At 73.5% G+C, this 23,808-nt stretch carries 17 protein-coding genes; 9 read left to right on the top strand and 8 right to left on the bottom strand.

What is annotated here, in order from left to right; genetic code table 11:
- Window positions 1-19: 19 nt before the first annotated feature.
- From V5P93_RS14150 to cobN, 4 genes are read right to left on the bottom strand one after another with little or no spacing between them, the layout of a single operon-like run.
- Window positions 20-571, bottom strand: a complete 552-nt coding sequence (locus V5P93_RS14150; protein WP_104475879.1) for a DoxX family protein — start codon at window positions 569-571, stop codon at window positions 20-22.
- 22 nt (window positions 572-593) lie between these two features.
- The gene (locus V5P93_RS14145) at window positions 594-1,097 is read right to left on the bottom strand and encodes a hemerythrin domain-containing protein (RefSeq protein ID WP_104475877.1); all 504 of its coding nucleotides are present in this window, start codon (window positions 1,095-1,097) and stop codon (window positions 594-596) included.
- Window positions 1,098-1,132: 35 nt separating this feature from the next.
- The gene (locus tag V5P93_RS14140) at window positions 1,133-2,008 is read right to left on the bottom strand and encodes a dihydrodipicolinate synthase family protein (RefSeq protein WP_104475875.1); all 876 of its coding nucleotides are present in this window, start codon (window positions 2,006-2,008) and stop codon (window positions 1,133-1,135) included.
- A gap of 60 nt (window positions 2,009-2,068) precedes the next feature.
- Window positions 2,069-5,662: a cobaltochelatase subunit CobN gene (gene cobN / locus V5P93_RS14135; protein ID WP_104475873.1), complete on the bottom strand. Its 3,594-nt coding sequence runs from the start codon at window positions 5,660-5,662 to the stop codon at window positions 2,069-2,071.
- A gap of 228 nt (window positions 5,663-5,890) precedes the next feature.
- Between cobN and V5P93_RS14130 the strand changes: the two genes are divergently transcribed.
- The 3 genes from V5P93_RS14130 to cobJ are packed head-to-tail and all read left to right on the top strand — an operon-like array spanning window position 5,891 to window position 9,965.
- Window positions 5,891-7,732: a hypothetical protein gene (locus V5P93_RS14130; protein ID WP_342752233.1), complete on the top strand. Its 1,842-nt coding sequence runs from the start codon at window positions 5,891-5,893 to the stop codon at window positions 7,730-7,732.
- Window positions 7,729-8,355, top strand: coding sequence for a precorrin-8X methylmutase (locus V5P93_RS14125; protein WP_104475871.1), 627 nt, complete (start codon window positions 7,729-7,731; stop codon window positions 8,353-8,355). Before V5P93_RS14130 ends, V5P93_RS14125 begins: the two co-directional genes overlap by 4 nt.
- Window positions 8,352-9,965: a precorrin-3B C(17)-methyltransferase gene (cobJ, locus tag V5P93_RS14120; protein ID WP_104475869.1), complete on the top strand. Its 1,614-nt coding sequence runs from the start codon at window positions 8,352-8,354 to the stop codon at window positions 9,963-9,965. The genes V5P93_RS14125 and cobJ overlap by 4 nt, the downstream gene beginning before the upstream one ends.
- Before the next feature lie 310 nt (window positions 9,966-10,275).
- On the opposite strand, the gene V5P93_RS14115 is transcribed toward cobJ, so the two are convergent.
- On the bottom strand, window positions 10,276-11,388 hold the full coding sequence (locus V5P93_RS14115) for an erythromycin esterase family protein (protein ID WP_104475868.1): 1,113 nt from the start codon (window positions 11,386-11,388) through the stop codon (window positions 10,276-10,278).
- Window positions 11,389-11,469: 81 nt separating this feature from the next.
- On the opposite strand from V5P93_RS14115, the gene V5P93_RS14110 reads away from it, so the two are divergent.
- Window positions 11,470-12,195: a TioE family transcriptional regulator gene (locus V5P93_RS14110; protein ID WP_104475866.1), complete on the top strand. Its 726-nt coding sequence runs from the start codon at window positions 11,470-11,472 to the stop codon at window positions 12,193-12,195.
- On the opposite strand, the gene V5P93_RS14105 is transcribed toward V5P93_RS14110, so the two are convergent.
- Entirely contained in the window at window positions 12,154-13,758 is a 1,605-nt protein-coding gene (locus V5P93_RS14105) for an ABC-F family ATP-binding cassette domain-containing protein (RefSeq protein WP_104475864.1), read from the bottom strand. The genes V5P93_RS14110 and V5P93_RS14105 overlap by 42 nt on opposite strands.
- Window positions 13,759-13,987: 229 nt before the next feature.
- Between V5P93_RS14105 and V5P93_RS14100 the strand changes: the two genes are divergently transcribed.
- Window positions 13,988-14,347: an STAS domain-containing protein gene (locus V5P93_RS14100; protein ID WP_181043246.1), complete on the top strand. Its 360-nt coding sequence runs from the start codon at window positions 13,988-13,990 to the stop codon at window positions 14,345-14,347.
- The gene (locus tag V5P93_RS14095) at window positions 14,344-16,767 is read left to right on the top strand and encodes a SpoIIE family protein phosphatase (protein WP_245930912.1); all 2,424 of its coding nucleotides are present in this window, start codon (window positions 14,344-14,346) and stop codon (window positions 16,765-16,767) included. The genes V5P93_RS14100 and V5P93_RS14095 overlap by 4 nt, the downstream gene beginning before the upstream one ends.
- A 243-nt stretch (window positions 16,768-17,010) precedes the next feature.
- Here the strand turns inward: V5P93_RS14095 and V5P93_RS14090 are convergent, their stop codons facing one another.
- A complete protein-coding gene (locus V5P93_RS14090; RefSeq protein WP_104475860.1) occupies window positions 17,011-17,880 on the bottom strand; it encodes a universal stress protein in 870 nt (289 codons plus the stop codon).
- A gap of 156 nt (window positions 17,881-18,036) precedes the next feature.
- Here V5P93_RS14090 and V5P93_RS14085 point away from each other — a divergent pair, with 156 nt between their 5' ends.
- From V5P93_RS14085 to V5P93_RS14075, 3 genes are all read left to right on the top strand, one after another.
- A complete protein-coding gene (locus V5P93_RS14085; protein ID WP_245930910.1) occupies window positions 18,037-18,603 on the top strand; it encodes a hypothetical protein in 567 nt (188 codons plus the stop codon).
- A gap of 98 nt (window positions 18,604-18,701) precedes the next feature.
- Complete coding sequence (locus tag V5P93_RS14080; protein ID WP_104475858.1) at window positions 18,702-19,406, top strand: CBS domain-containing protein; 705 nt, start codon at window positions 18,702-18,704, stop codon at window positions 19,404-19,406.
- A 447-nt stretch (window positions 19,407-19,853) separates the two neighbouring features.
- On the top strand, window positions 19,854-20,357 hold the full coding sequence (locus V5P93_RS14075; protein ID WP_104475856.1) for a DUF6328 family protein: 504 nt from the start codon (window positions 19,854-19,856) through the stop codon (window positions 20,355-20,357).
- Window positions 20,358-20,390: 33 nt separating this feature from the next.
- Here V5P93_RS14075 and V5P93_RS14070 read toward each other — a convergent pair whose 3' ends face one another.
- Window positions 20,391-23,702, bottom strand: a complete 3,312-nt coding sequence (locus V5P93_RS14070) for a LuxR family transcriptional regulator (protein WP_104475854.1) — start codon at window positions 23,700-23,702, stop codon at window positions 20,391-20,393.
- Window positions 23,703-23,808: the final 106 nt, after the last annotated feature.

Raw genomic sequence — 23,808 nt, 5'->3', positions numbered from 1 at the left:
GCTCCCGGTGATTCCCGCCTCAGCCCGGCAGCACCCCGACCACGGCCTTGCGCGCCTTGCGCGGCGCGACGGCGACCGCGTGGCCGACGTGGCCACCGGTGTCGGAGATCCAGTCCCCGAGGTCGTGGCCGGCCCGCCGCGCCCGCCAGGCCACCGACGGCTTGCCGTGCGTGTCGACGGCCGCGATCAGCAGCCCGCCGAGCAGGCTGACGTTCTTCACGAAGTGGATCTGCTGCTGCTGGCGCACCGCCGGGTCCTTCTCCTCCCAGAACCGGTGCGCGGCCAGCGTGGTCGGCACCAGGCTGCCGGACAGCGCGAGCGCCGCCAGCCGGGGGAACTTGCCCAGGGCCAGCGCGATGCCCGCGCCGACCTTGACCGCGCCGTCGATGCGCACGAGCGTCACCGGGTCAGTCGGCACCTGGCCGGGCAGCTTGTCGCCGTAGCGCTCGGCGAGCGGGTCGAGCAGCGGTTTCGCGGCTTCCGCGTGGGCCTCCGCGGACCGCAGCGCGTTGATGCCGCCGCTGATGAAGATGGCGGCGAGCATGGGCCGGGCGAGCCTGCGCAGGATCATCGCTCCACGTCCTTCCTCAAGATCAGTCCACGCGGTCCTTGGTCGCTTCCACCAGCTCACGCACGTGCGCGAGGTCCCCGCACCCGGCGGCGACGCGCTCGTCGCGCACCTCGACGAACCTCGCGCCCAGCTCCGCGCGCCGCTGCTCGGGCACGGTGTCGCGGGCCGCGTTGAGGATCGTCCGCTCCTCCTCGTCGAGGTGGTGGTTGATCGCCTTCACCAGCTCTTCGAGCTTGTCGTCCCAGTCGTCGGACTCGGGACCGTCGAGTTCCATGAGGGCGAGCAGCGCCTGGTGGCCCTCGGCGTGCTCCTCCGCGCCGTGCTCGACCTCGTGGTCGTCGACGTCGTGGAATCGGCGAAGCGCCGGGTAGACCTCGGACTCCTCAGCCTCGGCGTGCGCGACCAGCAGCCGGGCCAGCTCGCGCAGTGCGGCCGGGCGGTCCTGGGAGTTGTCCCGCAGCTTCCGGAACAGGTCTTCGAAGCGGCGGTGGTCAGCCAGGATCAGCTCGATGACGTCGTTGGACAACCCAACCCTCCTCGGTGCGTTCAGTCGCCTGGGTCTTACCCGGCGCGGAGCGCGGTCAACCCCTCCCGCGGCCACGGTAGGGCCGTCTCGGCGGTCACGCGCGCCAGCGCCTCGGAGGAGGAGGGCAGCAACGGCAGCCGTACGGCAGGTGTAGCGATACGGCCCTCGGCGTGCAGGACGGCCTTGATGACGGCCGGGTTGGGTTCGGCGAAGAGGGCGGCGGCGAGCCGGGACAGCCGGTGACCGAGCGCGCGAGCCTGGTGGCCGGACCGCCACGCGCCGACCAGGTCGGCCCACCGGCGCGTGTGGACGTGCGCCGAGGCCAGGATGCCGCCGTCGGCGCCGAGAGCCAGCAGCGCGGGCGCCAGGACGTCGTCACCGGCGTAGACGGCGAAGTCCTCCCGGTCGGCGAGGAACGCGACGGCGTCGGCGTCGAGGACGGGCACGGCGTGCTTGAGGCCCACGACACCCGGGATGGCGGCGAGCCGGGCCAGCGTCTCGACGGACAGGACGGTGCCGGTGCGCTGCGGCACGTTGTACACGATCAGGGGAACCAGGCCCGCGATCGCGGCGAAGTGGGCGACGACGCCGTCGGGGGACGGTCGGGTGAACGGCGGCACCGGCACCAGCGCCCCCGTGACGCCCGCGGGCAGGGCCTCCAGCGCGCGGGCGGTCGCGGCGGTGTCGCTGGACCCGACGCCGACGACCAGCGGCGCACCCGCCGCCGCGCAGACCTCCAGGACGGCGGCGCGCTCGTCCGGGGTCAGCGTGGCGGCCTCGGCGGTGGTGCCGAGCGCGACGAGGCCGTCCGCGCCGTCGTCGAGGACCTCGCGGGCCAGCCGGGCCAGCGCGGCGGTGTCGACGCGGTCGTCGGCGGTGAACGGGGTGATCAGCGGTACCAGCAGTGACATGCCCCCGAGCCTGGCCCGCCGCGGGTGGGCGGGACCAGTTCGGATGCCTTCACTGGCTGGTTAGCGTTCTTCGCTCCCGGCCTCGATGTCGCCCTCGACCTGCAGGTACAGCTCCTTCAACGCCTGCAGCGTCGCGGGGTCCGGCTCGGCCCACATCTTGCGCTCGGCCGCCTCCAGCAGCCGCTCGGCGATGCCGTGCAGGGCCCACGGGTTGGACTCGGTGAGGAACTTGCGGTTCTCCTCGTCCAGCGCGTAGGTCTGGGCGAGCTTGTCGTACATCCAGTCCGCGACGACTCCGGTGGTGGCGTCGTAGCCGAACAGGTAGTCGACGGTCGCGGCCAGTTCGAACGCGCCCTTGTAGCCGTGCCTGCGCATGGCCTCGATCCAGCGCGGGTTGACCACGCGGGAGCGGAAGACGCGGTTGGTCTCCTCGGCCAGCGAGCGGGTGCGGACCGACTCGGGGCGGGTGCTGTCGCCGATGTACGCGGCGGGCGCGCGGCCGGTGAGCGCGCGGACCGTGGCGATCATGCCGCCGTGGTACTGGAAGTAGTCGTCGGAGTCGGCGATGTCGTGCTCGCGCGTGTCGACGTTCTTCGCGGCAACGTTGATCCGCCGGTACGCCGATTCCATGTCCGCGCGGGCCGCGACGCCGTCGAGGTCGCGGCCGTAGGCGAAACCGCCCCAGACCGCGTAGACCTCCGCGAGGTCGGCGTCGTCGCGCCAGTTGTGGCTGTCGATCAGCGGCAGCAGACCCGCCCCGTACGCGCCGGGCTTGGACCCGAAGATGCGCGTGGTGGCGCTGCGCTCGCCGCGCTCGGCGTCGGCGGTGGCGTGCGCGCGGACGTAGTTGTCCTCTTCGGACTCGTCCAGCCCGGCGACCAGGCGCACGGCGTCGTCGATCAGGTAGACCACGTGCGGGAAGGCGTCGCGGAAGAACCCGGAGATGCGGACCGTGACGTCGATGCGCGGCCGTCCCAGCTCGGCCAGCGGCACGACCTCCAGCGAGCTGACCCGCCGGGACGCCTCGTCCCACACCGGGCGGACACCCAGCAGCGCCAGCACTTCGGCGATGTCGTCGCCCGAGGTGCGCATGGCGGAGGTGCCCCACACCGACAGGCCGACCGAGCGCGGCCACTCGCCGGTGTCGGCGCGGTAGCGGGCGACCAGCGACTCGGCCATCGCCGAGCCGGTCTCCCAGGCGAGCCTGCTCGGCACGGCCTTCGGGTCGACGGAGTAGAAGTTGCGGCCCGTGGGCAGCACGTTGACCAGGCCGCGCAGCGGGGAACCGCTGGGACCGGCCGGGACGTAGCCGCCGTCGAGGGCGTGCAGCACGTGGCCGATCTCGTCGGTGGTGCGGGCCAGGCGCGGCACGATCTCGGTGGCGGCGAAGGTCAGCACCTCCGTAACGGCCTCGTCCGCGCGACCCAGCACGGACTCGACGACCGGACGCGCGTCGCCCCAACCCGCGTCCTCCATGGCCTGGACCAGCGCCAACGCCGTCGCGTCGACCTCGTCGACCCGGGTCCGGCGCTCGGAGCCGTCCTCGTTGAGCCCCAGGGCCTCGCGCAGGCCGGGCAGCGCGGCGGCCTGCCCGCCCCACATCTGGCGGGCGCGCAGCATCGAGTTGACCAGGTTGACCCGGGCCGGGCCGGTGGGGGCGTCCCCGAGGGTGTGCAGGCCGTCGCGGATCTGCACGTCCTTGATCTCGCAGAGCCAGCCGTCGACGTGCAGCAGGAAGTCGTCGAACTCGGCGTCGTGCGGTCGGTCGTCGAGGCCGAGGTCGTGGTCGAGCTTGGCGGCCTGGATGAGGGTCCAGATCTGCGCGCGGATCGCGGGCAGCTTGGCCGGGTCCATGGCGGCGATGTTGGAGTGCTCGTCGAGCAGCTGCTCCAGGCGCGCGATGTCGCCGTAGCTCTCGGCGCGGGCCATGGGCGGGACGAGGTGGTCGACGAGGGTGGCGTGCGCGCGGCGCTTGGCCTGCGTGCCCTCGCCGGGGTCGTTGACCAGGAACGGGTAGATCAGCGGCAGGTTGCCGAGCGCGGCGTCGGGGCCGCAGGACGCGGAGAGGCCGAGGTTCTTGCCGGGCAGCCACTCGAGGTTGCCGTGCTTGCCCAGGTGGACCATGGCGTGCGCGCCGAAGGTGCCCGCGATCCACCGGTACGCGGCCAGGTAGTGGTGGCTGGGCGGCAGGTCCGGGTCGTGGTAGATGGCGACGGGGTTCTCGCCGAACCCGCGCGGCGGTTGGACCATCAGCACGACGTTGCCCGCCTGGAGCGCGGCGAGCACGATCTCGCCCTCGGGGTCGCGGGAGCGGTCGACGAACAGCTCGCCGGGGGCCGGTCCCCAGTGCTCCTCCATGGACTCGCGCAGGTCGGCGGGGAGGGTGTCGTAGAAGGCGCGGTACTCGGCGGCCCCGATGCGCACGGGGTTGCCGGTCAGCTGGGCCTCGGTGAGCCAGTTGGGGTCTTGGCCGCCCGCCTCGATGAGGGCGTGGATGAGCGCGTCGCCGTCGTCCGCGGCGAGACCGGGAAGGGCGTCTTCCGCGCCGAGGTCGTAGCCCGCGTCGCGTAGTGCGTTGAGCAGGCGGATAGCGCTGACCGGGGAGTCGAGGCCGACGGCGTTGCCGATGCGGGAGTGCTTGGTGGGGTAGGCCGAGAGCATGAGGGCGACGCGGCGCTCGGCGGGCGGGGTGTGCCGGAGGCGGGCGTGCGCGACGGCGATGCCCGCGACCCGGGCGGCGCGCTCGGGGTCGGGCACGTAGACGGACAGGCCGTCGCGGTCCTGTTCCTTGAAGGAGAACGGGACAGTGATGATCCGACCGTCGAACTCGGGCACCGCCACCTGGGTCGCGGTGTCCAAAGGCGACAGACCGTCGTCGCTCTCCTCCCAGGCCGACCGGTCGGAGGTGAGGCACAGGCCCTGGAGGATCGGGATGTCGAGGTCGGCGAGCGCGCCGACGTCCCACGCGCCGTCGTCGCCGCCCGCGCTCGCGGCGGCGGGCAGCGTGCCGCCCGCGGCGAGGACCGTGACGACGAGGGCGTCGAGAGTGCCCAGAACGGCGAGGAGTTCCTGGGGCGCGGTGCGCAGCGACGCGCAGTACACGGGCACGGCGACGCCGCCCGCGTCCTCGACCGCGTCGGCCAGGGCGGCGACGAACGCGGTGTTCCCGGCGAGGTGGTGGGCGCGGTAGTAGAGCACGCCGACGCGCGGCCCCTCGGTGTTGCGGGGAGCGCGCTCGAAGTGGCCCCACGGCGCCAGTTCGACCGGCGGGGCGAAGCCGGTGCCGGTCAGCAGCAGCGTGTCGGACAGGAAGTGGGCAAGCTCACGCAGGTTGTCCGGACCACCGAACGCCAGGTACCGGTGCGCCTCGGCCACCACGCCCGCCGGGGCGGTGGAGCACTCCATCAACTCGGCGTCGGGGGCCTGCTCACCGCCGAGCACCACGACGGGGCGCGGCCCGGCGAGCAGCGCGTCGAGCCCCTCCTCCCACGCGCGACGGCCGCCGAGCAGCCGCACCACGACGACGTCTGCGCCGTCCAGCAGGCCGGGCAGGTCGTCCAACGGCAGCCGGGCCGGGTTGGCCAGGCGGTAGTCGGCCCCGCTCGCGCGAGCGGAGAGCAGGTCGGTGTCCGAGGTCGACAAGAGCAGGATCATGAGGCCCTTCCTGGGGTCCTCGCCCCGGGTCGTGGGTGCGGTGGCCGGAGTGTCCTGACTCCCGGATCACCGCTCCCTCGGCCTTCCGGCTCGCGCCGTGGCCGGGTCCGCTCCCCGGTGGCTGATCTTTGCCGACCCGCCCTCCCGCCAACTGCCGGGACCGCGCCGGACTCACACCGGCTTCCTCCGCGTGCCATCGCTCGTTCCGGCTCACCCTATATTCCAGGGGTGGCCGCTTCCCAGCCTTCACCGCTGCGCCGTTCAGGTGCCGACGCCTGCCCGGGCGCACTCGACGTGCACCGGGCGGCCGACGGCGGTTTGGCCAGGATCCGGGTGCCCGGCGGCCGGTTAACCACCGCTCACCTGGCCGTCCTCGCGAAGCTGGCCGATTCGCTCGGCGACGGCGCGCTGGAGGCGACCTCCCGCGCGAACCTCCAGATCCGCGGGCTGCCAGAAGGAGCCGAGCTGGAGCTGGCCGCCGCGCTGGCGGCGGCCGGACTTTTCCCCTCCCCGGCGCACGAGAAGGTGCGCAATATCGTCGCCTCGCCGCTGGGCCCGCCGGACCTGGCGCGGGAGCTGGACGCGGCGCTGTGCGCGGCGCCCGAGCTGGCCGACCTGCCCGGTCGGTTCCTGTTCTGCGTGGACGACGGCGGCGGGGACGTGGCCTGGCTCGGCGCGGACGTGACCGTCCTCTCAGTGCCGACCGGGGCGGAGCCGCCGGGTGTGGCCGAGGTCGCAGTGACTGCTCGACCACACCCGACGCGCTACCAGGAGAACCCGGGCCCGCGCGACACCCCCGAAGCCCGCGCGACGAGCAGGGAAACACCCCCCACCACGCGATCCGTCCAGCCTCGCGGGGACGCGTTCCCCTTGCCCGCCAACGCGACCGGGGCGGCGGGCGCCACCTGTTTACCGGCGGAGTCGTCCGAGGCGGACGCGTCCCCCCGACCTGATCCACTCATCACGAACACCATCACTGTCACCCCCACACGAGGCGCGGTCCCCGACGGCGACGCCCCGGCAGCTGAGCCGGGCGCCCGCCTCGCGGCCGCGCACCTGTCATCCCCCTCACCCCGCGCGGTGGGTCCACTCCCCGGACCCCCGACCGCGGGTTCCCCGGTCGTCGTCGAGGAAGCACGAGCACCCGAGGCTGCCCTCGGTGACCGAGCCGTTCCCGTACGCGACCAAGGCGACCACGCTGTCCCGTTCGGCGGTTCGCCGACGTCCGATTCCCGGACGACCGGGACCGTGGTGCCACATCCAGCAAACCAGAAAACAGCGGTACAGCGCACGGCAATTCTATCGGGGCCCACCGACAACCGGGCGGGACAGCGGCTTCCTGTGGACAGTTCCGGACTGTGTGGACGGCGCGGGCCGGATTTCCGCTACGCGGTGCTGCTCGGCGGCGTGGACCACGGGCTGCGCGCGGATCGCGACGAGGTGGTCGCCGTCGCGCTCGCCTGCGCCCGGGAGTTCCTGGCGGTGCGCGACGGGCAGTGGCGGGTCGCGGAACTGGGCGATCGAGCTCGGGAGATCGCGCGGCGCGTCGCGGCGACCACGCACCGCGAACTCCGCCCCGACCGGGTGCGGGCGGGACGTCCGTCGACCACCGGTCCGATCGGTCCCGTGGTGTTCGCCGGTGGCGAACCCGGTTTCGGTGTCGCTATCCCGCTGGGCAGGCTCACCGCCGCGCAGGCGCGCGCGCTCGCCGCCACCGGGCGCGACGTGGTGCTGACGCCGTGGCGCGGCCTGGTGGTCAGCGGCGACGGCGCGGGCCTGGCGGAACTGGGACTGCTCACCGACCCGTCGGCGCCCGGTGTCGGCGTGACCGCGTGCGCGGGGCAGCCGCAGTGCCGCAAGGCGCTGGCCGACGTGCGCGCGATGGCGCTGGCCACTACGGCCCCGGGCGGCCCGGTGCACTGGTCGGGCTGCGGGCGGCGGTGCGGGCGGCCGGTGGGAGAGGTGTTGGACGTGGTGGCCACCGAGGACGGCTACCTCGTCGACGGCCGGGCGGTGTCCGGCGAGCGGGTGACCACGGCGGTCGCCCTGGGCAGGCAGGAGCAGCGGTGACCGACTACATCCGGGACGGCGCGGAGATCTACCGCCGGTCGTTCGCCACCATCCGGGCGGAGGCCGACCTGGCCGGGCTGCCCGCGGACGTGGCGCGGGTGGTGGTGCGCATGATCCACGCCTGCGGGATGGTCGACCTGGTCGAGGACGTGGCCTACGCCCCCGATGTGGTGCGCGCGGCCCGGTCCGCGCTGCTGGCGGGCGCGCCGGTGCTGTGCGACGCGCAGATGGTGGCCTCCGGCATCACCCGGCGCAGGCTGCCCGCGGACAACGACATCGTCTGCACGCTGGGCGACCCGCGCGTCCCCGGTCTGGCCGAGGAACTCGGCAACACCCGCAGCGCGGCGGCGGTCGAGCTGTGGCGCGACCGGCTCGAGGGCGCCGTGGTGGCGGTCGGCAACGCGCCGACGGTGCTGTTCGCGCTGCTCGACCTGATCGACGCGGGCGGCCCGCGACCGGCCGCGATCCTGGGCCTGCCGGTGGGGTTCATCGGCGCGGCGGAGTCGAAGGACCTGCTGGCCGCGCACGGCGGCGGCATCCCGTACCTGGTGGTGCGCGGGCGGCGGGGCGGCAGCGCCATGGCCGTGGCCGCGGTGAACGCGATCGCGAGCGAGGACGAGTGACCGGCACCCTCTACGGCGTCGGGCTGGGCCCCGGCGACCCCGACCTGGTGACCGTCAAGGCAGCCCGGCTGATCGCCGCGGCGGACGTCATCGCGTACCACTCGGCCCGCCACGGGCGCTCGATCGCGCGCGGTGTGGCCGCGCCGTACCTGCGCGCAGGGCAGATCGAGGAACCCCTGGTCTACCCGCTGACGGTCGAGACCACCGACCACCCGGGCGGGTACGCGGGCGCGATGGCCGAGTTCTACGAGCACGCGGCCGCCCGCCTGGCCGCGCACCTCGACGCGGGCCGGGACGTGGTGGTGCTCGCCGAGGGCGACCCGCTGTTCTACGGCTCGTACATGCACATGCACAAGCGGCTGTGCGACCGGTACCCGACGGAGGTCGTGCCGGGTGTGACGTCGGTGAGCGCGGCGGCGGCGGTGCTGGGCAAGCCGCTTGTGGAAGGCGAGGAGGTGTTGTCGGTGCTGCCCGGTACCCTGCCGGAAGAGGTGTTGACCGAGCACCTCACCCGCGCGGATTCCGCCGCGGTGCTGAAGCTGGGCCGAACGTTCACCAAGGTCCGGGCGGCCTTCGAGGCCGCCGGGAAGCTGGAGCGCGCCCTCTACGTGGAACGCGCCACGTGGGGCGAGGGGCGCAGTCTGCCGCTGTCCGAAGTGGATCCGGAATCGGTGCCGTACTTCTCGCTGGCCATGCTCACCAGCCCGAGCAACGACGGCCTCACCACGCTGTCCTCCACCACAGCGCCCGCCGCCGCTGGGGCTCCGGGCTCGGTTTCGGACGCCGTTGCCGACGCCGTTTCGGACTCCGCCCCGGCTTCGGCCTCGGAATCCGGCTCCGGCTCGGGCCCGGCTTTGGGCTCTGGCTCGGGCGAGGTCGTGGTCGTCGGCACGGGTCCGGCGGGTCGGCCGTGGATGACGCCGGAGGCGGTGGCCGCGCTGGCGGAGGCGGACGACCTGGTGGGGTACAAGACGTACCTCGACCGGGTACCGGTGAACCCGCGCCAGCGCAGGCACGCCTCGGACAACCAGGTGGAGGCCGAACGCGCGGAGTTCGCCCTCGACCTGGCCCGCCGCGGCCGCCGAGTAGCGGTCGTGTCCTCCGGCGACCCGGGCGTCTTCGCCATGGCGGCGGCCGTGTTGGAGGTCGCGGAAGATCCACAGTGGACGGATGTGCCGGTGCGGGTGCTGCCGGGCCTGACCGCGGCCCAGGCCGTGGCCAGCCGGGTCGGCGCCCCGCTGGGGCACGACTTCTGCGTGCTGTCCCTGTCGGACCGGCTCAAGCCGTGGGACGTCATCACGGCCCGCCTGGCCGCCGTGGCGGCGGCGGACCTGGTGATCGCGCTGTACAACCCGGCGTCGAAGTCCCGCACCTGGCAACTGGGCGAGGCGCGCGGCATCCTCCTGGGCCACCGCGCCCCGGACACCCCGGTGGTGATCGGCCGAGACGTCGGGGGGCCGGAGGAGTCGATCCGCGTCGTGCGCCTGGCCGACCTGGACCCCACCACCGTCGACATGCGCTGCCTCGTCCTGGTCGGCTCCTCCCGCACGCGGGTGGTCACGAAGCCGGACGGCGGCCAGGTGGTCTACACGCCCCGCCACTACCCCTGAGCCGCCCGCCGACCCCGCTGTCGCCGTCGCGCGATGGCGGGGTCGCGGGAGACTGGCACGCGGCGGTCGACTGGATGGGCCATGCCGGATCGGGACTTGGCCGAACACGCCGCTCACCGAGCCCCGCGCGGGATGCACCGCTGGAGCGACGAAGGTGAGTCCCGGTGGGCCATGCCGACTTCCGTCGGGGCGCCCGGATACGGCGGCAGGCAGGCACGCCAGTCGCTGTGAGAGTTCAACGCGTAGCCAGGTAATCACAGAAGCGTGTGTTGCCGCCAAGCACGCTGCTCTGAGCGGAACGGGCCGTGGCCTACACGGCGCCGGTGTCGCTGATGTGCAGAATGGCGTCGGCGGGGTCGAAGGTGGCGGGCTCGAGCGGGAAGTAGCCCATGCGCGGGGTCGTGTCGGTTCGGGTCTGCGCGGACGCGGGCAGGTCGGGGGTGGTGAGGCCCCAGGTGTCGACGCGGGGCTGGAGGTGTGACTCGTAGGTGTTCGGGGCGGGCTCGGCCAGGCCGAGGGTGGCGCCGCGGCCGAGGCTGCCCGGGATGAAGGCGTAGCGGTCGCCGAGGAGGGCGGCGACGATGGCGCCCGCGCCGACGAAGGGGTGGTTCCCGTAGGTGCCCGGGTTCCGCCGCAGGTGGAGGTTGTGCGCGTGGACCAGGGTCGGGCCGCGGCGGGCTTCCAGGGTGTGGATGTCCAGGAGGTTCCGCGCCATGAGGGCGTCGCGGGTGGCCATGAGCCGGGCGACGCGGGTGTCCTGGTCGTCGATGGGTTGCGCGCACTGGCGGTGGTAGCGCAGCAGGCCCAGGCCCGCAGTGAGGTGGGTCCTGGCCTCGACCCAGCGGGCGGTGGCGGTCTGGTCGGGGGTTCCGGCGTCGAGAGCGGTGAGCAGTGCACCGCCGATTTCGCGCAGCCGGTCGGCCTCGGGGGTGGCACCGGGTGACTCGGCGTGGTTCATAACTGCCTCGGTGCGGGTCCACGGGTCGTCGTCACCGGGGATGTCGATGTCGAGGCCCAGGTAGTCGCGGACGTGCGCGAGGTAGGGCCGCGGGCTGGGCGCGGTGAAGTTCTCCGTCGGGATGTCCCAACCGTGGAAGGACAGGCGGTCGGCCGGTGGCAGGTCCTTGTTGTGGTCGCGCATCCACGCGACCAGGCCGCGGTTGGCGTCGATCGCGCCGAAGCCGTGGGTGAAGCCGGACCGCGTGAGGTCGTCGAGCCTGCCGACGCCGTGGCGGACGTAGTTGTCCACGGCGACGGCGGAGACCCGGTCGGTTTCGAGTGCGATCGACCGGAAGCCGAGGTCGACGAGCTGGGCGAACAGCTCGTTGCGGACCATGGGGAAGGCCGCCTCCTGGTGGGTCGGTTCGCCCAGGGCCAGCAGCTCGCAGGTGGGGGTCAGGACGTCTTGGATGCGCTGGGTCATGGGTCTCAACCGTATCCTTGAAACAGCAGTTGACAGTTTCACGCTCTCGACCTCGCAAACACCCGGAAAAGTCTCAAACCAGTGAGCACCCTCCGACCGGCCGACCTGGCCCGCGAACACGGCCTCTCGACCCAGGCCGTCCGCAACTACGAACGCGACGGCTTCCTCCCGCCCGCCGACCGCACCCCCACCGGCTACCGCGTCTACACCCCCCGACACGCGGCAGCCCTACGCGCCTACCTCGCCCTGATCCCCGCCCACGGCCACCGCGCGGCGGGACAGGTCATGACCGCCGTCCACGACAACGACCTGGACCGCGCGCTGACGCTCATCGACCGCGGCCACACCCAACTCCTCAACGACCGCGAAACCCTCGCGTCGGTCCGCGAGGCCATCGCGCACCTCCCCCACACCCCGCTCGCCGCGGGCAGCCCGCGCACGATCGGCGAACTGGCGCACCGCCTGGGCGTCACCCCGGCGACCCTGCGCAACTGGGAGAGCGCGGGCATCCTCACCCCGACCCGCACCCCGACCGGCCATCGCCTCTACCACCCCACCGACACCCGCGACGCCGACCTGACCCACCTCCTCCGCCGCGGCGGCTACCCACTGGACCGCGTCGCCACCGTCATCCACCAAATCCGCACGGCAGGCGGCACCGACGCCCTGTCCTCCGCATTGGCGGACTGGCAACAATCCCTGACCACCCGCTCCCTGGCCATGCTGCGCGCGGCAGGCCAACTCGACCTCTACCTCGCGCACCCCTCAAGCGGTGGCGGTTACGACCTCGCCGTCGGCGAGGTGTAGTTCCGGGCCGGTCCAGCCGCGTTGGAGCCAGCGGTCGTGGGTGGCTATCACGACGGCTCCGGGGGCTGTGTGGAGGGCTTCCTCCAGTTCCTCGGCCAGGGCGAGGGAGAGGTGGTTGGTCGGTTCGTCCAGTAGGAGGACTTCCGGTGGGCTCGCGATCAACAACGCCAGGGCCAGTCGGCGGCGTTGGCCGACCGAGAGGTGGCCCACTGGGCGGTCCAGGTCGCGTTCGGCCAGCAAACCCAGTTGCACCAAGGGGATCGCTTCTTCGGCTGCCGTCCGCTGGTACAGCTCTCGCGGGGTGCGGGTCGGGGTTGGGAATACCGCGTCCTGTTCGAGCAGGCCCACCCGTACGTCGTCGGCTCGGGTCACCGCGCCGTGGTCGGGTTTCAGTCTGCCCGCCAGTACGGCCAGCAGCGTCGACTTGCCCGCGCCGTTGCCGCCGCGTACCAGCAGGCGAGCGGAGGTGGTGATTTCCAATTCCGGGACGCGCAATCGGCCTGGCAGGTGGACGTCGCGCAGGGAGATCGCGGGGTGGTCGGAAGTGGTTTGGCCGGTCAGGTCCGCCGCGAATCGCAAGGGGGCCGGGGGTTCGGCGATCTGGGTTCGGGTCAGTTCGTCCAGTCGGTGCCGGGCGTTGCGGATCCGGCGGGAGATCTGCTGTTCGACGCGGTTGCCGCGCAGGCCGAAGGCCATCTTGTTGCCGTCCCGGATGCCCCGGTTGTGGTTGATGGCCCGGGCCGTCACGTCGACCGATTCCCGCAGCTCGACCAGTTCCCGCTGCTCCTCGGCCCACTGCCACTCCCACCGCGCCCGCTCCGCGCGCTTGGCCGACAGGTAGTCCGTGTAGGCCCCGCCGAACCGGGTGACGCCGTCGCGGGACGGGTCGAGGTCGATGATGTCGGTGCACACCGCGTCGAGGAAGACGCGGTCGTGGGAGGCCAGGACGACCACGCCGGGCAGGGCGGCGAGTTGCTCTTCCAGGAACGCGACGGCCTCGTCGTCGAGGTGGTTGGTGGGTTCGTCGAGCAGCAGCGCGCTCGGCCTGCGGATCAGCAGCGCCGCCAGGCCCAGTCGGGAGCGCTGACCGCCGGACAAAGCCGAAATCGGCCGCTCTCTGTCCACAGAGGCCAGTCCGATACCATCCAATACCCTGTCCGCACGGCGATCCGCGTCCCACAGGTCGTGGTCACACGCCCACTCCAGCAGATCCCCGTACGCCGCAGGCGCTTCCGGATCGGTCGCCATGCGCGCGGCGAGGTCGTCAAGTCGCGCACGTGCCGCGTGCACGTCGGCCAGCGCATCCGCGACCACCCCCGCGACAGTGGTTTTGCCGCTATACGGGAGTTCCTGCGACAGGAACCCGCAGTCCGGTGGCCTGGCGACACTGCCGGAGTCGGCCGCCTCGACGCCCGCGAGCAGCCGCAGCAGCGTCGACTTGCCGACGCCGTTGTCGCCGACCAAGCCGACGCGCCGCCCCGGGGCGACCGACAGTGACACTCCATTGAGGACTCGCCGGTCGGTGTAGATCTTGACGAGGTCATGCGCGAGGAGGGTTGACATACGACACCTGTCCGCTGAAATCGTGCGGAAGGCCCGCCGGGCATACCGGTTCCCCCGACTGACGAGCACGGGGAACACGCCGCGGACGCGGGCAGGACGCGAGGTCAGATCACCATAGTGACACCGAGTATCCGGACCCCCGCCCCCGCCGTCAACCCCGCTGTGCCGCGGGACACCCGGGCCGCGCGCGGTTACGATCTCCGGGCCACGCTCGCGGAAGGAGCCTGCCTTGGGTGACCCGGAGCTGTTGACGATCACGGTGGACGAGCGGGGACCCGACCGCGCCGCGGTGGTGGTCGTCGACGGCCAGCTCGACTTCGGCACGACCCCGCACCTGCTGAGGGTCGCCACCCCGCTGACGGAGTCGGCCCGCCCGGTGGTGCTGGACCTGGCCGCCGTGTCCTTCTGCGACTCCAGCGGCCTGAGCGCCCTGGTCCGGCTGCACAAGTCCGCCGCGGCGGCGGGCGGCTCGCTGACCCTGGCCCGGCCGCGCCCCCAGGTGGCCGCCACCATCGCCGCCACCGCCCTCGACCGCCTCTTCACCATCCGCGCCACGCTGCCCGGCGACGACGGCGCCGGTTCGCGGTGAGCCGACCGGACGCGCGGACCTACGACATCGCCCGCTTCGGGCTCTCCGACATGGTCCGCACCACCGCCGACCTGCGGCGCCGCGCCGAGGAGGCGCCCGACTTCGCCGCCGCGGTCGAGTCGCTGGTGCGGGGCCTGCGGGACAGCTTCACCGACGCGGCAGGCGCCCCGGTGCTGCCGCTCGTGCGCCTCTACACCACCCGCGACCACGCCGAGCTGACCCCGCGGCAGCGCGCCCACGTCGCCCGCCACCACGGCGAGACGGACGCGCGCTGCCTGGTCCTGGCCGCGAGCGCGGGTGAGCTGCCCGCGTGGAACGACCCGGGCACGGCCCGGTGGAGCCGGATCATCCCGGTGCCCTCCCCCAGCACCCTGCCCATGGTGGCGGCCATGGCGAGCAGGCTCGGCCTCGCCATCGACGACGTCATCTCCGGGCCCCTCCCGGGTTCGGGCGGGTTCGGGGTGGTGCACGTGCCCGACGCGCTGGGCAGCGCGTTCGTGCCCGACCAGCGGTTCGTCGTCGAGCACGGGATCGCGTCGGTGGTCGGGTTCGGTGGGGTGCTGCCGGGTGGGACGGCGTTCTGCGTGCTGCTGTTCTCCCGGGTCGCGGTGCCCGCGGAGACGGCGGAGCAGTTCCAGGCGGTGTCGATCGGGGTGCGGGTCGGGCTGCTGGCGCACTTCCGCGGCGACGCGTCGCTGCCCGCCGAGCGGGACGCGGTGCGGGCGCACCTGGCGGTCCTGGAGGAGGCGTCGCGCCGCCAGGCGACCGCGCTCGAGCAGGCCGTGGCGCGGTTGCGGGCCGAGGCGGACCTGGTGGACTCGTTGCAGGTCGTCGGGCGGCGGCTGACCGCGCAGCTCGACATCGACACCCTGGTGCAGGACGCGACCGACGCCGCGACCAAGGCGACCGGGGCGGCGTTCGGGGCGTTCTTCTACAACCTGGTGAACGACTACGGCGAGTCGTACACGCTGTTCACCCTGTCCGGCGTGCCGCGGTCGGCGTTCGAGCGGTTCCCCATGCCGCGCAACACCGGGGTGTTCGCGCCGACGTTCAAGGGCGTGGGCACCGTGCGGTCGGCCGACATCACCGCGGACGAGCGCTACGGGCACAACCCGCCGTACCGGGGCATGCCGGAGGGGCACCTGCCGGTGCGCAGCTACCTGGCGGTGCCGGTGGTCTCGCCGTCGTCCGGCGAGGTGCTGGGCGGCTTCTTCTTCGGCCACCCCGAGCCGGGCCGGTTCACCGGGCGGCACGAGGCGCTGGCCGAGGGCATCGCCGGGTACAGCGCGATCGCCCTGGACAACGCGCGGCTGTTCGCCCGGCAGCGCACCATGGCCACCGAGCTGGCGCGCAGCATGCTGCCCACCATCCCGGAGACGCCCGGCCTGCGGGTGCTGTCCCGGTACCTGCCCGCGGCGACCGGCGCCGAGGTCGGCGGCGACTGGTTCGACGTGATCGCGCTGCCCGTCGGCCGGACCGCGTTCGTCATCGGCGACGTGGCCGGGCGCGGGGTGGCCGCGGCGGCGGTCATGGGGCAGATCCGGACGGCGGTGCGGTCGTACGCGCTGCTGGACCTGCCGCCGTCGGAGGTGCTGCGGCACGCGTCCGAGCTGGCGATGGCGACCCCGGACGCGGACTTCATCACCTGCCTGTACGCGGTGCACGACCCGGCCGACGACACCCTGGCGTTCGCGGGCGCGGGCCACCTGCCCGCCGTGCACCTGACCCCGGACGGCGCGGCCCGCCTGATCGCCGAGACGATGGGCATGCCCCTGGGGGTGGGCACGGTGTTCACGCAGCGGCAGGTCGCCTTCCCGCCCGGCTCGCGGCTCGTGCTCTACACCGACGGGCTGGTCGAGACCCGCGGCGGGCACCTGCCGGACGGTGTGGACGCGCTCGTCCGCGGGCTGGCCGAGATGCCGCCCGACGGTTCTGCCCTGGATGCCCTCATCGCCGACCTGACCGGCGGCAGGCACGAGGACGACGTGGCGGTGCTGCACGTCCACCACACCGGCACCCACCGCCGCGTCGCGACACTACCGCTGACCACCGACAGCGCCGCGGCGGCCACGGCGCGCCGGTTCACCGCGGAGCACCTGGCGGCGTGGGGGCTGGGTCCGCTGGTCGACCGGGCGGTGACCATCGCCAGCGAACTCGTCACGAACGCGGTCCGCCACACCGGCCGCCCCACGACGCTGCGCCTGCACGCCGACCGCAGCCGCCTCGCCATGGGCGTCGGCGACCGCGACCCGACCGTCCCGCACCCCATCCCGGCGGCCCCCACCGACGAACACCACCGCGGCCTGCACATCGTCGAGTCGTTCGCGACCCGCTGGGGAACCCGGCCCACGGCGGACGGCAAGGTCGTCTGGGCCGAGATCCTCCTCCACCGCGACCACACCCTCGACGAAACCTGGTAGCTCACACCCCCACCCGAGGCCAGCGGGATGCGAGCCTCCCGCCGTCGCTATCCGCGAGTGCCGCCGATACGACCTCCACCAGAGCACGTTCCAACGGCCCCAAGAGGTCCCCCGCGAAGGGGAACCCCTTGTCTACAACAGTAGTCGCGGCGGCGGGCGAATCGGAGTGGTCAGGAGTCGCCTGTGGACAACTTCGGGGTATGGGGGACGGAGGACGGACTGCGGTGATCAACTCGGTGGTGATCAACTTGTGGTGGGGCGGATGATGGCTACCGGGCAGGGGGCGTGGCGGATGAGGGCTTGGCCTACGGAGCCGAGGATCAGGCCCGTGAACTCGCCGTGGCCTCGGGTGCCTACGACGAGGAGGGTGGCGTCCTTGGCGTTGTCCAACAAGAGGCGGGTGGCTCGGGCGCGGTCCACCACCTGTTCCACCGGCACGTTCGGGTAGCGCTCGCGGAAGGTTGCCAGGCGCTTGGCCAGGTCTTCACCCGCGCGGTCGCCCAGCGGGGTCCAGTCCACCGCGCTGAACTCGCCCAGGTAGGCGATTTCCACCAGGGACTCGCTCCACGCGTGGACGGCGACGACCGTGCTGTCGATGGCCGCTGCGTGTTTGAAGGCGAACTCCAGGGCGGCGTCCTCTTCCGCGTCCACGCCGACCACGACCTTGCGCGCGTCGGTGTCGACCTCGCCGCGCACCACTACGACCGGGCTGTGCGCGTGCGCGGCCAGCGCGACGCCCGTGGACCCCAGGACCATGCCCTCGAACGCGCCGAGGCCGCGTGAGCCGACCACCGTCAGCCGAGCGTCACGGCTTACCTCCACCAGGCTCGGCACCACCGGTCCCTCGACGGCGGACGTGTGCACCTCCAGCCCGTCCCGCTCGGCCACCTCCCGCCCGTGCGCCAGCCGCTCGACGGCTTGCGCGCGCAGGCTGTCGCGCATCTGGTCGACGGTGACGACGGTCTGCGGGTAGCCACCGATCGGCCACGGGTACGCGGTGACGATCCGCAACCCCACCCCCGCCCGGAGGGCTTCCTCGGCTGCCCAGCGCACCGCCGCGTCGGACTCCTCGGACCCGTCGACGGCGACCAGCACGGGCAGTTGCTCACTCATCGGGTGTCTCCTCTCGACGGTTCGACACGATTCACGCTACCCGCGCGGCGCGGACCCCACCGATCGCTTTGGGCCCGCCCGGACGGGACCTTGGGCACCGGACAACGCCCCCGCGTCGGGACCACCATGGGAACGCGACAGCCCGAGGAGGCTCCGATGGTCACCAAGACCCGCCCCACGATCCGCGAACACACCCCGACGACCACGAACGGCCCGGTGGGCGGCCGGGTGCTCGCCGTCACGAGAGTCCTCTTGGGATTCGTCTTCCTGTGGGCCTTCCTGGACAAGGCGTTCGGGCTCGGCTACGCCACCCCGGGCGGGAAGGGCTGGTTCGACGGGGGTGCGCCGACCAGGGGATTCCTCAGTGGACTCGACCACGGCCCGTTCGCCGACGCGCTGCGGGGCATCGCGGGCAACCCGGTCGCGGACGCGTTGTTCATGCTCGGTCTGCTCGGCGTCGGCCTCGCCCTGGTCCTGGGCATCGGCCTGCGGATCGCGGCGGTGAGCGGGACGCTGATGATGGCGCTGATGTGGGTGGCCGAGTGGCCGCTCGCGCGGCACACCGACGTCGGCGAGCTGACCCGGTCGTCGAACCCGCTCGTCGACTACCACGTCGTCTACGCCGCCGCGCTGGTCGTCCTCGCCGTGCTGGCCGCGGGCGACACGTGGGGCCTGGGCCGCCGGTGGGCCCGGTTGGTCGGCCGGAATCGCTGGCTCCGCTGAAAACCGTGCCACGGTCGGATGGATTCCCGCCCCAGCCGGTGTGTTCCCGGCGCGGGGCGGTAATCCTGGAGTGCGGCCCGGTCACCTGAGGAGGAACCATGCGGCACCACACGATCGCCGAAGTGATGTCCCGCGACCCCGCGACGGCGCGGGTGGACACGGGGTTCGCCGAGTTGGTGCGGCTCATGGCCGCGCGGTCGGTCAGCGCGCTGCCGGTGCTCGACGAGGACGGCCGGGTGCTGGGCGTGGTGTCGGAGGCCGACCTGCTGGCCAAGGAGAGCGTGCAGGAGCGGCCGCACGCCATCTCCGCGCTGCTGCGCCGCCACGCCGAGCGGGTCCGAGCCCGCGGCACGACGGCGGGCGAGCTGATGTCGTCACCGGCGGTCACCATCGCCCCGGAGGCCACCATTCCGCATGGCGCCCGGATGATGGTCGACCGCCGGGTGAAGCTACTGCCCGTGATCGACCCCGATGCCCGCCTGCTCGGCGTGGTCAGCCGGTCGGACCTGCTGAAGATGTTCAGCCGCCCCGACTCCGAGATCCTCACGGAGATCGCGGACGAGGTGTTCATGCGCGGGCTGGGCATCGGCACGGAGGGCGTGCGGATCACCCTGGCCGGGGGCATCGTCACGCTGGAGGGTCGGGTGGAACGCCGCAGCTGGGCCACCGTGGCCGACGCGCTGACCCGCCAGATCGACGGCGTGGTCGACGTCCACACCCTCCTCGACTACGACTGGGACGACGCCGCGATCACCATCCCGGAGGCCATGGTCGTCGACATCACCCACGAACCCCGCCGCTGACCGCGGGGCTTTCCGTCCGGCCATCCTGGTGCCCGGCGGCAGGCTCCTCGTCTCGGTCGAACACCCCTTCGCGATCCACCTCATGCGGCGGCTGGCCGGGGACCGCCCCGACTACTCCGCGATCGGGGAGCGAACGGAGGAGTGGACCCCGGGCGGCCACACCGTCTCGATGCGCTTCTGGGACCGGCCGTTGCGCGCGATGACCGATTACCTTCGCCACAGCGGGGTTCCGGATCGAGGTGATCAGCGAGCCGGATCCGGCGCCCACCGCGCACGAACGGTTCCCGGCGGAGTTCCGCGAACTCGCGGGTCCGAGTTTCCCGGGTTTCCTGATCTTCGTGCCGCGGACGGGGTGAGCCGGGGCTTCGGACATCCGTCAGTGGACCGATGTCTCCGCGCGGCGTGGCGAGCAGAGTTGGTTCCAGTTCGACCGACTGGAGCACACACATGATCACCGACATCACCCCCACCCCCGAACCCCGCACCGAAACCCCCAGGCAGCGCCTCGACCGCAACTACGGCGAGATGCTGCAAGAGGTCCGGGTCGCGCAGACCGGGGTGCAGTTCCTCCTGGCCTTCCTGCTCGCCTTGGCCTTCACGCCGCGCTTCGCCGAGATATCGGTGTTCCAGCGGGACATCTACGTCATCGCGTTGTTGTTGGGGGCCGCGGCCACCGCTCTGCTGATCGCGCCCGCGCCGTTCCACCGGTTGGTGTTCCGGCGCAGGCTCAAGCGGCACCTGGTGGCGGCGACGGGGTGGTTCACCCTGTGCGGCCTGGGTTTCCTGATGCTGTCCCTCGGCGCGTCGCTGCTGTTGATCCTCGACGTGGTGCTGGGCACCAGGCAGGCGCTGTGGCTCTCCGGCGGGACGATCACCTGGTTCGCCGGGCTCTGGTTCGCGGCGCCGCTGTGGAGCAGGCGGCACGGGACGCGGAGCGAAGAGGACCGGTGAGGACGCGGGGTCCGCCGTGCGCGGCGGGCCCCGTCAGCCGGACTCGCGGAAGCGGGTGGCGGCTTCGCGGGCGATCTCGGTGCGGGAGGCCATGTCCAGCTTCGCCAGGATGTGCGACACGTGCGTGGCGACCGTCCGCGGCGACAGCACGAGCCGCGCGGCGATGGCGGGGTTCGACAGGCCCTCGGCGACCAGTGCGGCGATCCGCACTTCGGTCGGCGTCAGGCTGCCCCACCCGGAGCGCTCCGCGCGATGTCGGGCGCGGGGGCCGCGCCGGATCCCGTGGGGGCGCAGCGCCGCGCGCAGACCAGCCGCGTCCCAGGTGGCGCCGAGCGTGTCGTACACGTCGTCGGCCGCGGTGAACGCGGTTCGGGCCGAGACCGCGTCCCCGGCTTTCGCGAACAGCACCGCTGCCGCGTGCAGTGCGCGGGCCCGGGCCAGCGGGCGGCCCGCCGTCGCGAAGTGCTCCACGGCGGCAGCCACCAAGGTGACGTCTTCGTTGATCAGGCCCCGGCACAGCAGTGCCGCGCCCCGCCGGTGGGCGACCGGTGGCCCGATCTTCTCCGCCAGACCCGCCGCGTACTCGGCGGCCCCCGGGTCACCCAGGTCCAGCGCCAGCCGGACGGTCTCCGGGAGCAGGTCCTCCATCTCCTCCAGTTCCTCGGGCCCCGACAGGCGGGTCAGCAGTGCGGCGAGCGCCCGCCGGGCGGCGCCGCGACGTTCGAGGTCCAGGGCGCGGGCCAGGGCGAGCGAGCCGACCACCCGGTTGCCGAGGTGGCGGGCCAGGGGCTTGGCCGCGGCCAGGTGCCCGACCGCGGCGTCCGGGTCGCCGCGGTGGAAGGCGATGAGGGCGGCCACGCCGTGGTCGCAGCAGGCCACGGCCGGGTCCTTGACCTCGTCGGGCAGGGCGGTGACCTCGGCGGTGGCGTCGTCCCAGCGGCCGACGTCGAAGAGCAGTTCACCGAGGGCGCTGTGCGCCTGGGCCAGCCGGACCAGGCCGCCGGACTCCTGGGCGAGCGCGCGGACGGCGGTGGCGGCCGCGACGGCCTCCGGGTAGCGGTCGAGGTCGCCGAGCGCGACGGCCTGGTTGATCTGCAGCAGCAGCCGCAGGTCCAGCAGCGCGGGGTCGGCGGCGGTGACAGCGAGCGCCCGGTCGAACAGCGGGAGGGCGGTGGCGCAGTCGCCGCGCATGACCGCGACGACGGTCAGCACGTGCAACGCCCACCCCACGGTCCACCGGTCGTCGCCCGCGCACGCCAGTGCCTCGGCGGCCACCGCGCCCGCCCGGTCGACGTCGCCGACGTCGCGGTGCGCGCGGGCGGTGAGGACCAGCAGCCGGGCCCGGTGCCGGGGCGGCAGACCGGGGGCGGCGGCGGCGAGGGTGGTGAGCGTCAGCGCGGCGCGGCCGGTCATGGCGCGGGATTGGGCCAGGGTCCAGTGCAGGTCGACGACCAGCTCGGGGTCAGTGGTGACGGCCAGGGCACTCGCGGCGACCTGCTCGGCGCCCGCGTGGTCACCGGTGCGGTACCGGGCGTCGGCCAGCCGCGCGGCCAGGGCGCTCGCGGCGGTCTGCGCGGCGCCCGCCCGGTGGGTGGGGGTCGCGCGGACAGCGGCAGCAGCCGTGGAGTCGTTCGGCCCCCGGTCGAGCGGATCACCCGCAGCGACCCACTCGGTCTGCGCTTGGCCGCCGTCACGGCCGATGGCAGCCGCGAGCTCACCCGGTCGAGAACCGGCAGTCGCCGGATCTGCCGCGTCGGCAGGGAACGGAAGCCGTTCCGCGGACGCCTGAAACCCGGTGGCCGCCCGAGCGGTACCGCCCTCGCCGTCAGCGGCGGCGCCCGGGAGCTCGGCTACGGAGCGATCTAAATCAGCCGCGCGGACCGGTTCGGCGGCGGGCTGCTCGCTCGGTCGGGAACCGGCAGTCGCCGGATCTGCCGCGTCGGCAGGGAACGGAAGCCGTTCCGCAGACGCCTGGTACCCAATGGCCGCCCGAGCGGTACCGCCGTCAACGGCGGCTCCTGGGTGCTCGGCGGTGGGGCGGCCCCGATGGGCCGCGCGGACCGGTTCGGCGACCGGCTGCTCGCTCGGGCAGTACTCGGTTTGGGCGGTCAAGAGGCCGGTGTCGCGGAGCGCTCGGTCCAAGAGCCGCACAGCCAGCGCGGGGGCTTGGGCGATGAGGGCGGGGGCGGCGTCGGCCAGCCAGGCGGTCGACCACGCGTCGAGGTGGGCGGTGTCGGAGAGTTCCACGGCGCGCAGGAACTGGCGGGCGACGCGGCGGATCGGGGCGCCCGAGCCCGCCAGGGCGACGGCGGCGTCGCGGTGCAGGACGGCGCGGACGGCGGCGGGCACGTCGTCGTGGATGGCGGAGCGGATCAGGGGGTGCCGGAACGCCAGGCGGTCACCGCTCTCCCGCAGCACGCCCGCGGCCCGGGCCTCCTCGAGCGCGCCGACCAGGTCGCCCGCCCGGGTGCCGAGGACGGCGGCGGCGTCGGCGGGGTCGAACTCGACGCCGAGCAGGGCGGCGGCGCGCAGCACGGCCCGCACGGGTTCGGCCAGGAAGTCGAGCCGGTGGGCGATGGCCGCGCCGAGTGAGCCGGGGGCGGGGTCGCCGGTCAGCTCGGCGCGCCCCGCCGCGGACACGAGTGCGGCGGAGCGGCGCAGGGCGTCGACGAGTTCGGTGAGGTAGAGCGGGTTCCCGGCGGCGCCGTCGGCCAGCGCGAGGAGCCGGTCGCCGGGTCGGCCGCCCGCGAGCTGGCCGACGAGGGTGGCCACGGCCCGGTCGGACAACCGGTCCACGGTCAGCACACCGGACCGTTCGACGCTGCGCCGCAGCGCGACCAGCTCGTCCCTGCGCGGCACCTGGCGGGCGATGCCGACCAGCAGCAGGGGCCGCGTCCCGGCGAGCCGGGCCAGCCCGCACCACAGCGCGGCGGTCGCGCGGTCGGCCCACTGCAGGTCGTCGACCACGAGCACCTGCGGCCCGGTCCGGCACAGGTCGGTGACCAGCGCCAGCAGCTGGCGGGACGCGGCGGCGACCGGATCCGCCGCGCCGGTCTCCCCGCGCAGCAACCGGTCCACGGCGTCCAGGCGCGGGTCCCGGTCGTCGCGCAGCGCGTCGAGGACCGGCAGCAGCGGCAGGGCCTTGCCGAGTTCGTCGCCGCTGCCCCAGCGGACCGGTGCGCCCAGCCCGGCGGCCCGGTCGGCGGCGGCCCGGGTCAGCGCGGTCTTGCCGATGCCCGGTTCGCCCTCCACCAGCAGCGCCCGGCCGCGGCCCGCGAGCAGGCCGTCGACCGCGGCGTCGAGGCGGCGCCGCTCGGCGGTGCGACCGATGAGCGGAACGGGCATCGAAGCAGGATATGGACGTGAATCGCAGGTAAACAATGGGTGTACAGCAAGAATGAGCCCAATGGCGCAGCGGAGTTGACCGGTTCACCACTGTGGGTGAGCGATT

The organism is Actinokineospora auranticolor (genome assembly GCF_041897805.1).
GTDB lineage: Bacteria > Actinomycetota > Actinomycetes > Mycobacteriales > Pseudonocardiaceae > Actinokineospora > Actinokineospora auranticolor.
This window is presented reverse-complemented; position numbering and strand designations above follow the sequence as displayed.

Coding starts and splice junctions, on each gene's coding strand:
- V5P93_RS14150 (WP_104475879.1), bottom strand. CDS start 571: ATGATCCTGCGCAGGCTCGCCCGGCCCATGCTCGCCGCCATCTTCATC.
- V5P93_RS14140 (WP_104475875.1), bottom strand. CDS start 2,008: ATGTCACTGCTGGTACCGCTGATCACCCCGTTCACCGCCGACGACCGC.
- cobN (WP_104475873.1), bottom strand. CDS start 5,662: ATGATCCTGCTCTTGTCGACCTCGGACACCGACCTGCTCTCCGCTCGC.
- V5P93_RS14115 (WP_104475868.1), bottom strand. CDS start 11,388: ATGACCCAGCGCATCCAAGACGTCCTGACCCCCACCTGCGAGCTGCTG.
- V5P93_RS14105 (WP_104475864.1), bottom strand. CDS start 13,758: ATGTCAACCCTCCTCGCGCATGACCTCGTCAAGATCTACACCGACCGG.
- V5P93_RS14090 (WP_104475860.1), bottom strand. CDS start 17,880: ATGAGTGAGCAACTGCCCGTGCTGGTCGCCGTCGACGGGTCCGAGGAG.
- V5P93_RS14085 (WP_245930910.1), top strand. CDS start 18,037: ATGGTCACCAAGACCCGCCCCACGATCCGCGAACACACCCCGACGACC.
- V5P93_RS14080 (WP_104475858.1), top strand. CDS start 18,702: ATGCGGCACCACACGATCGCCGAAGTGATGTCCCGCGACCCCGCGACG.
- V5P93_RS14075 (WP_104475856.1), top strand. CDS start 19,854: ATGATCACCGACATCACCCCCACCCCCGAACCCCGCACCGAAACCCCC.
- V5P93_RS14070 (WP_104475854.1), bottom strand. CDS start 23,702: ATGCCCGTTCCGCTCATCGGTCGCACCGCCGAGCGGCGCCGCCTCGAC.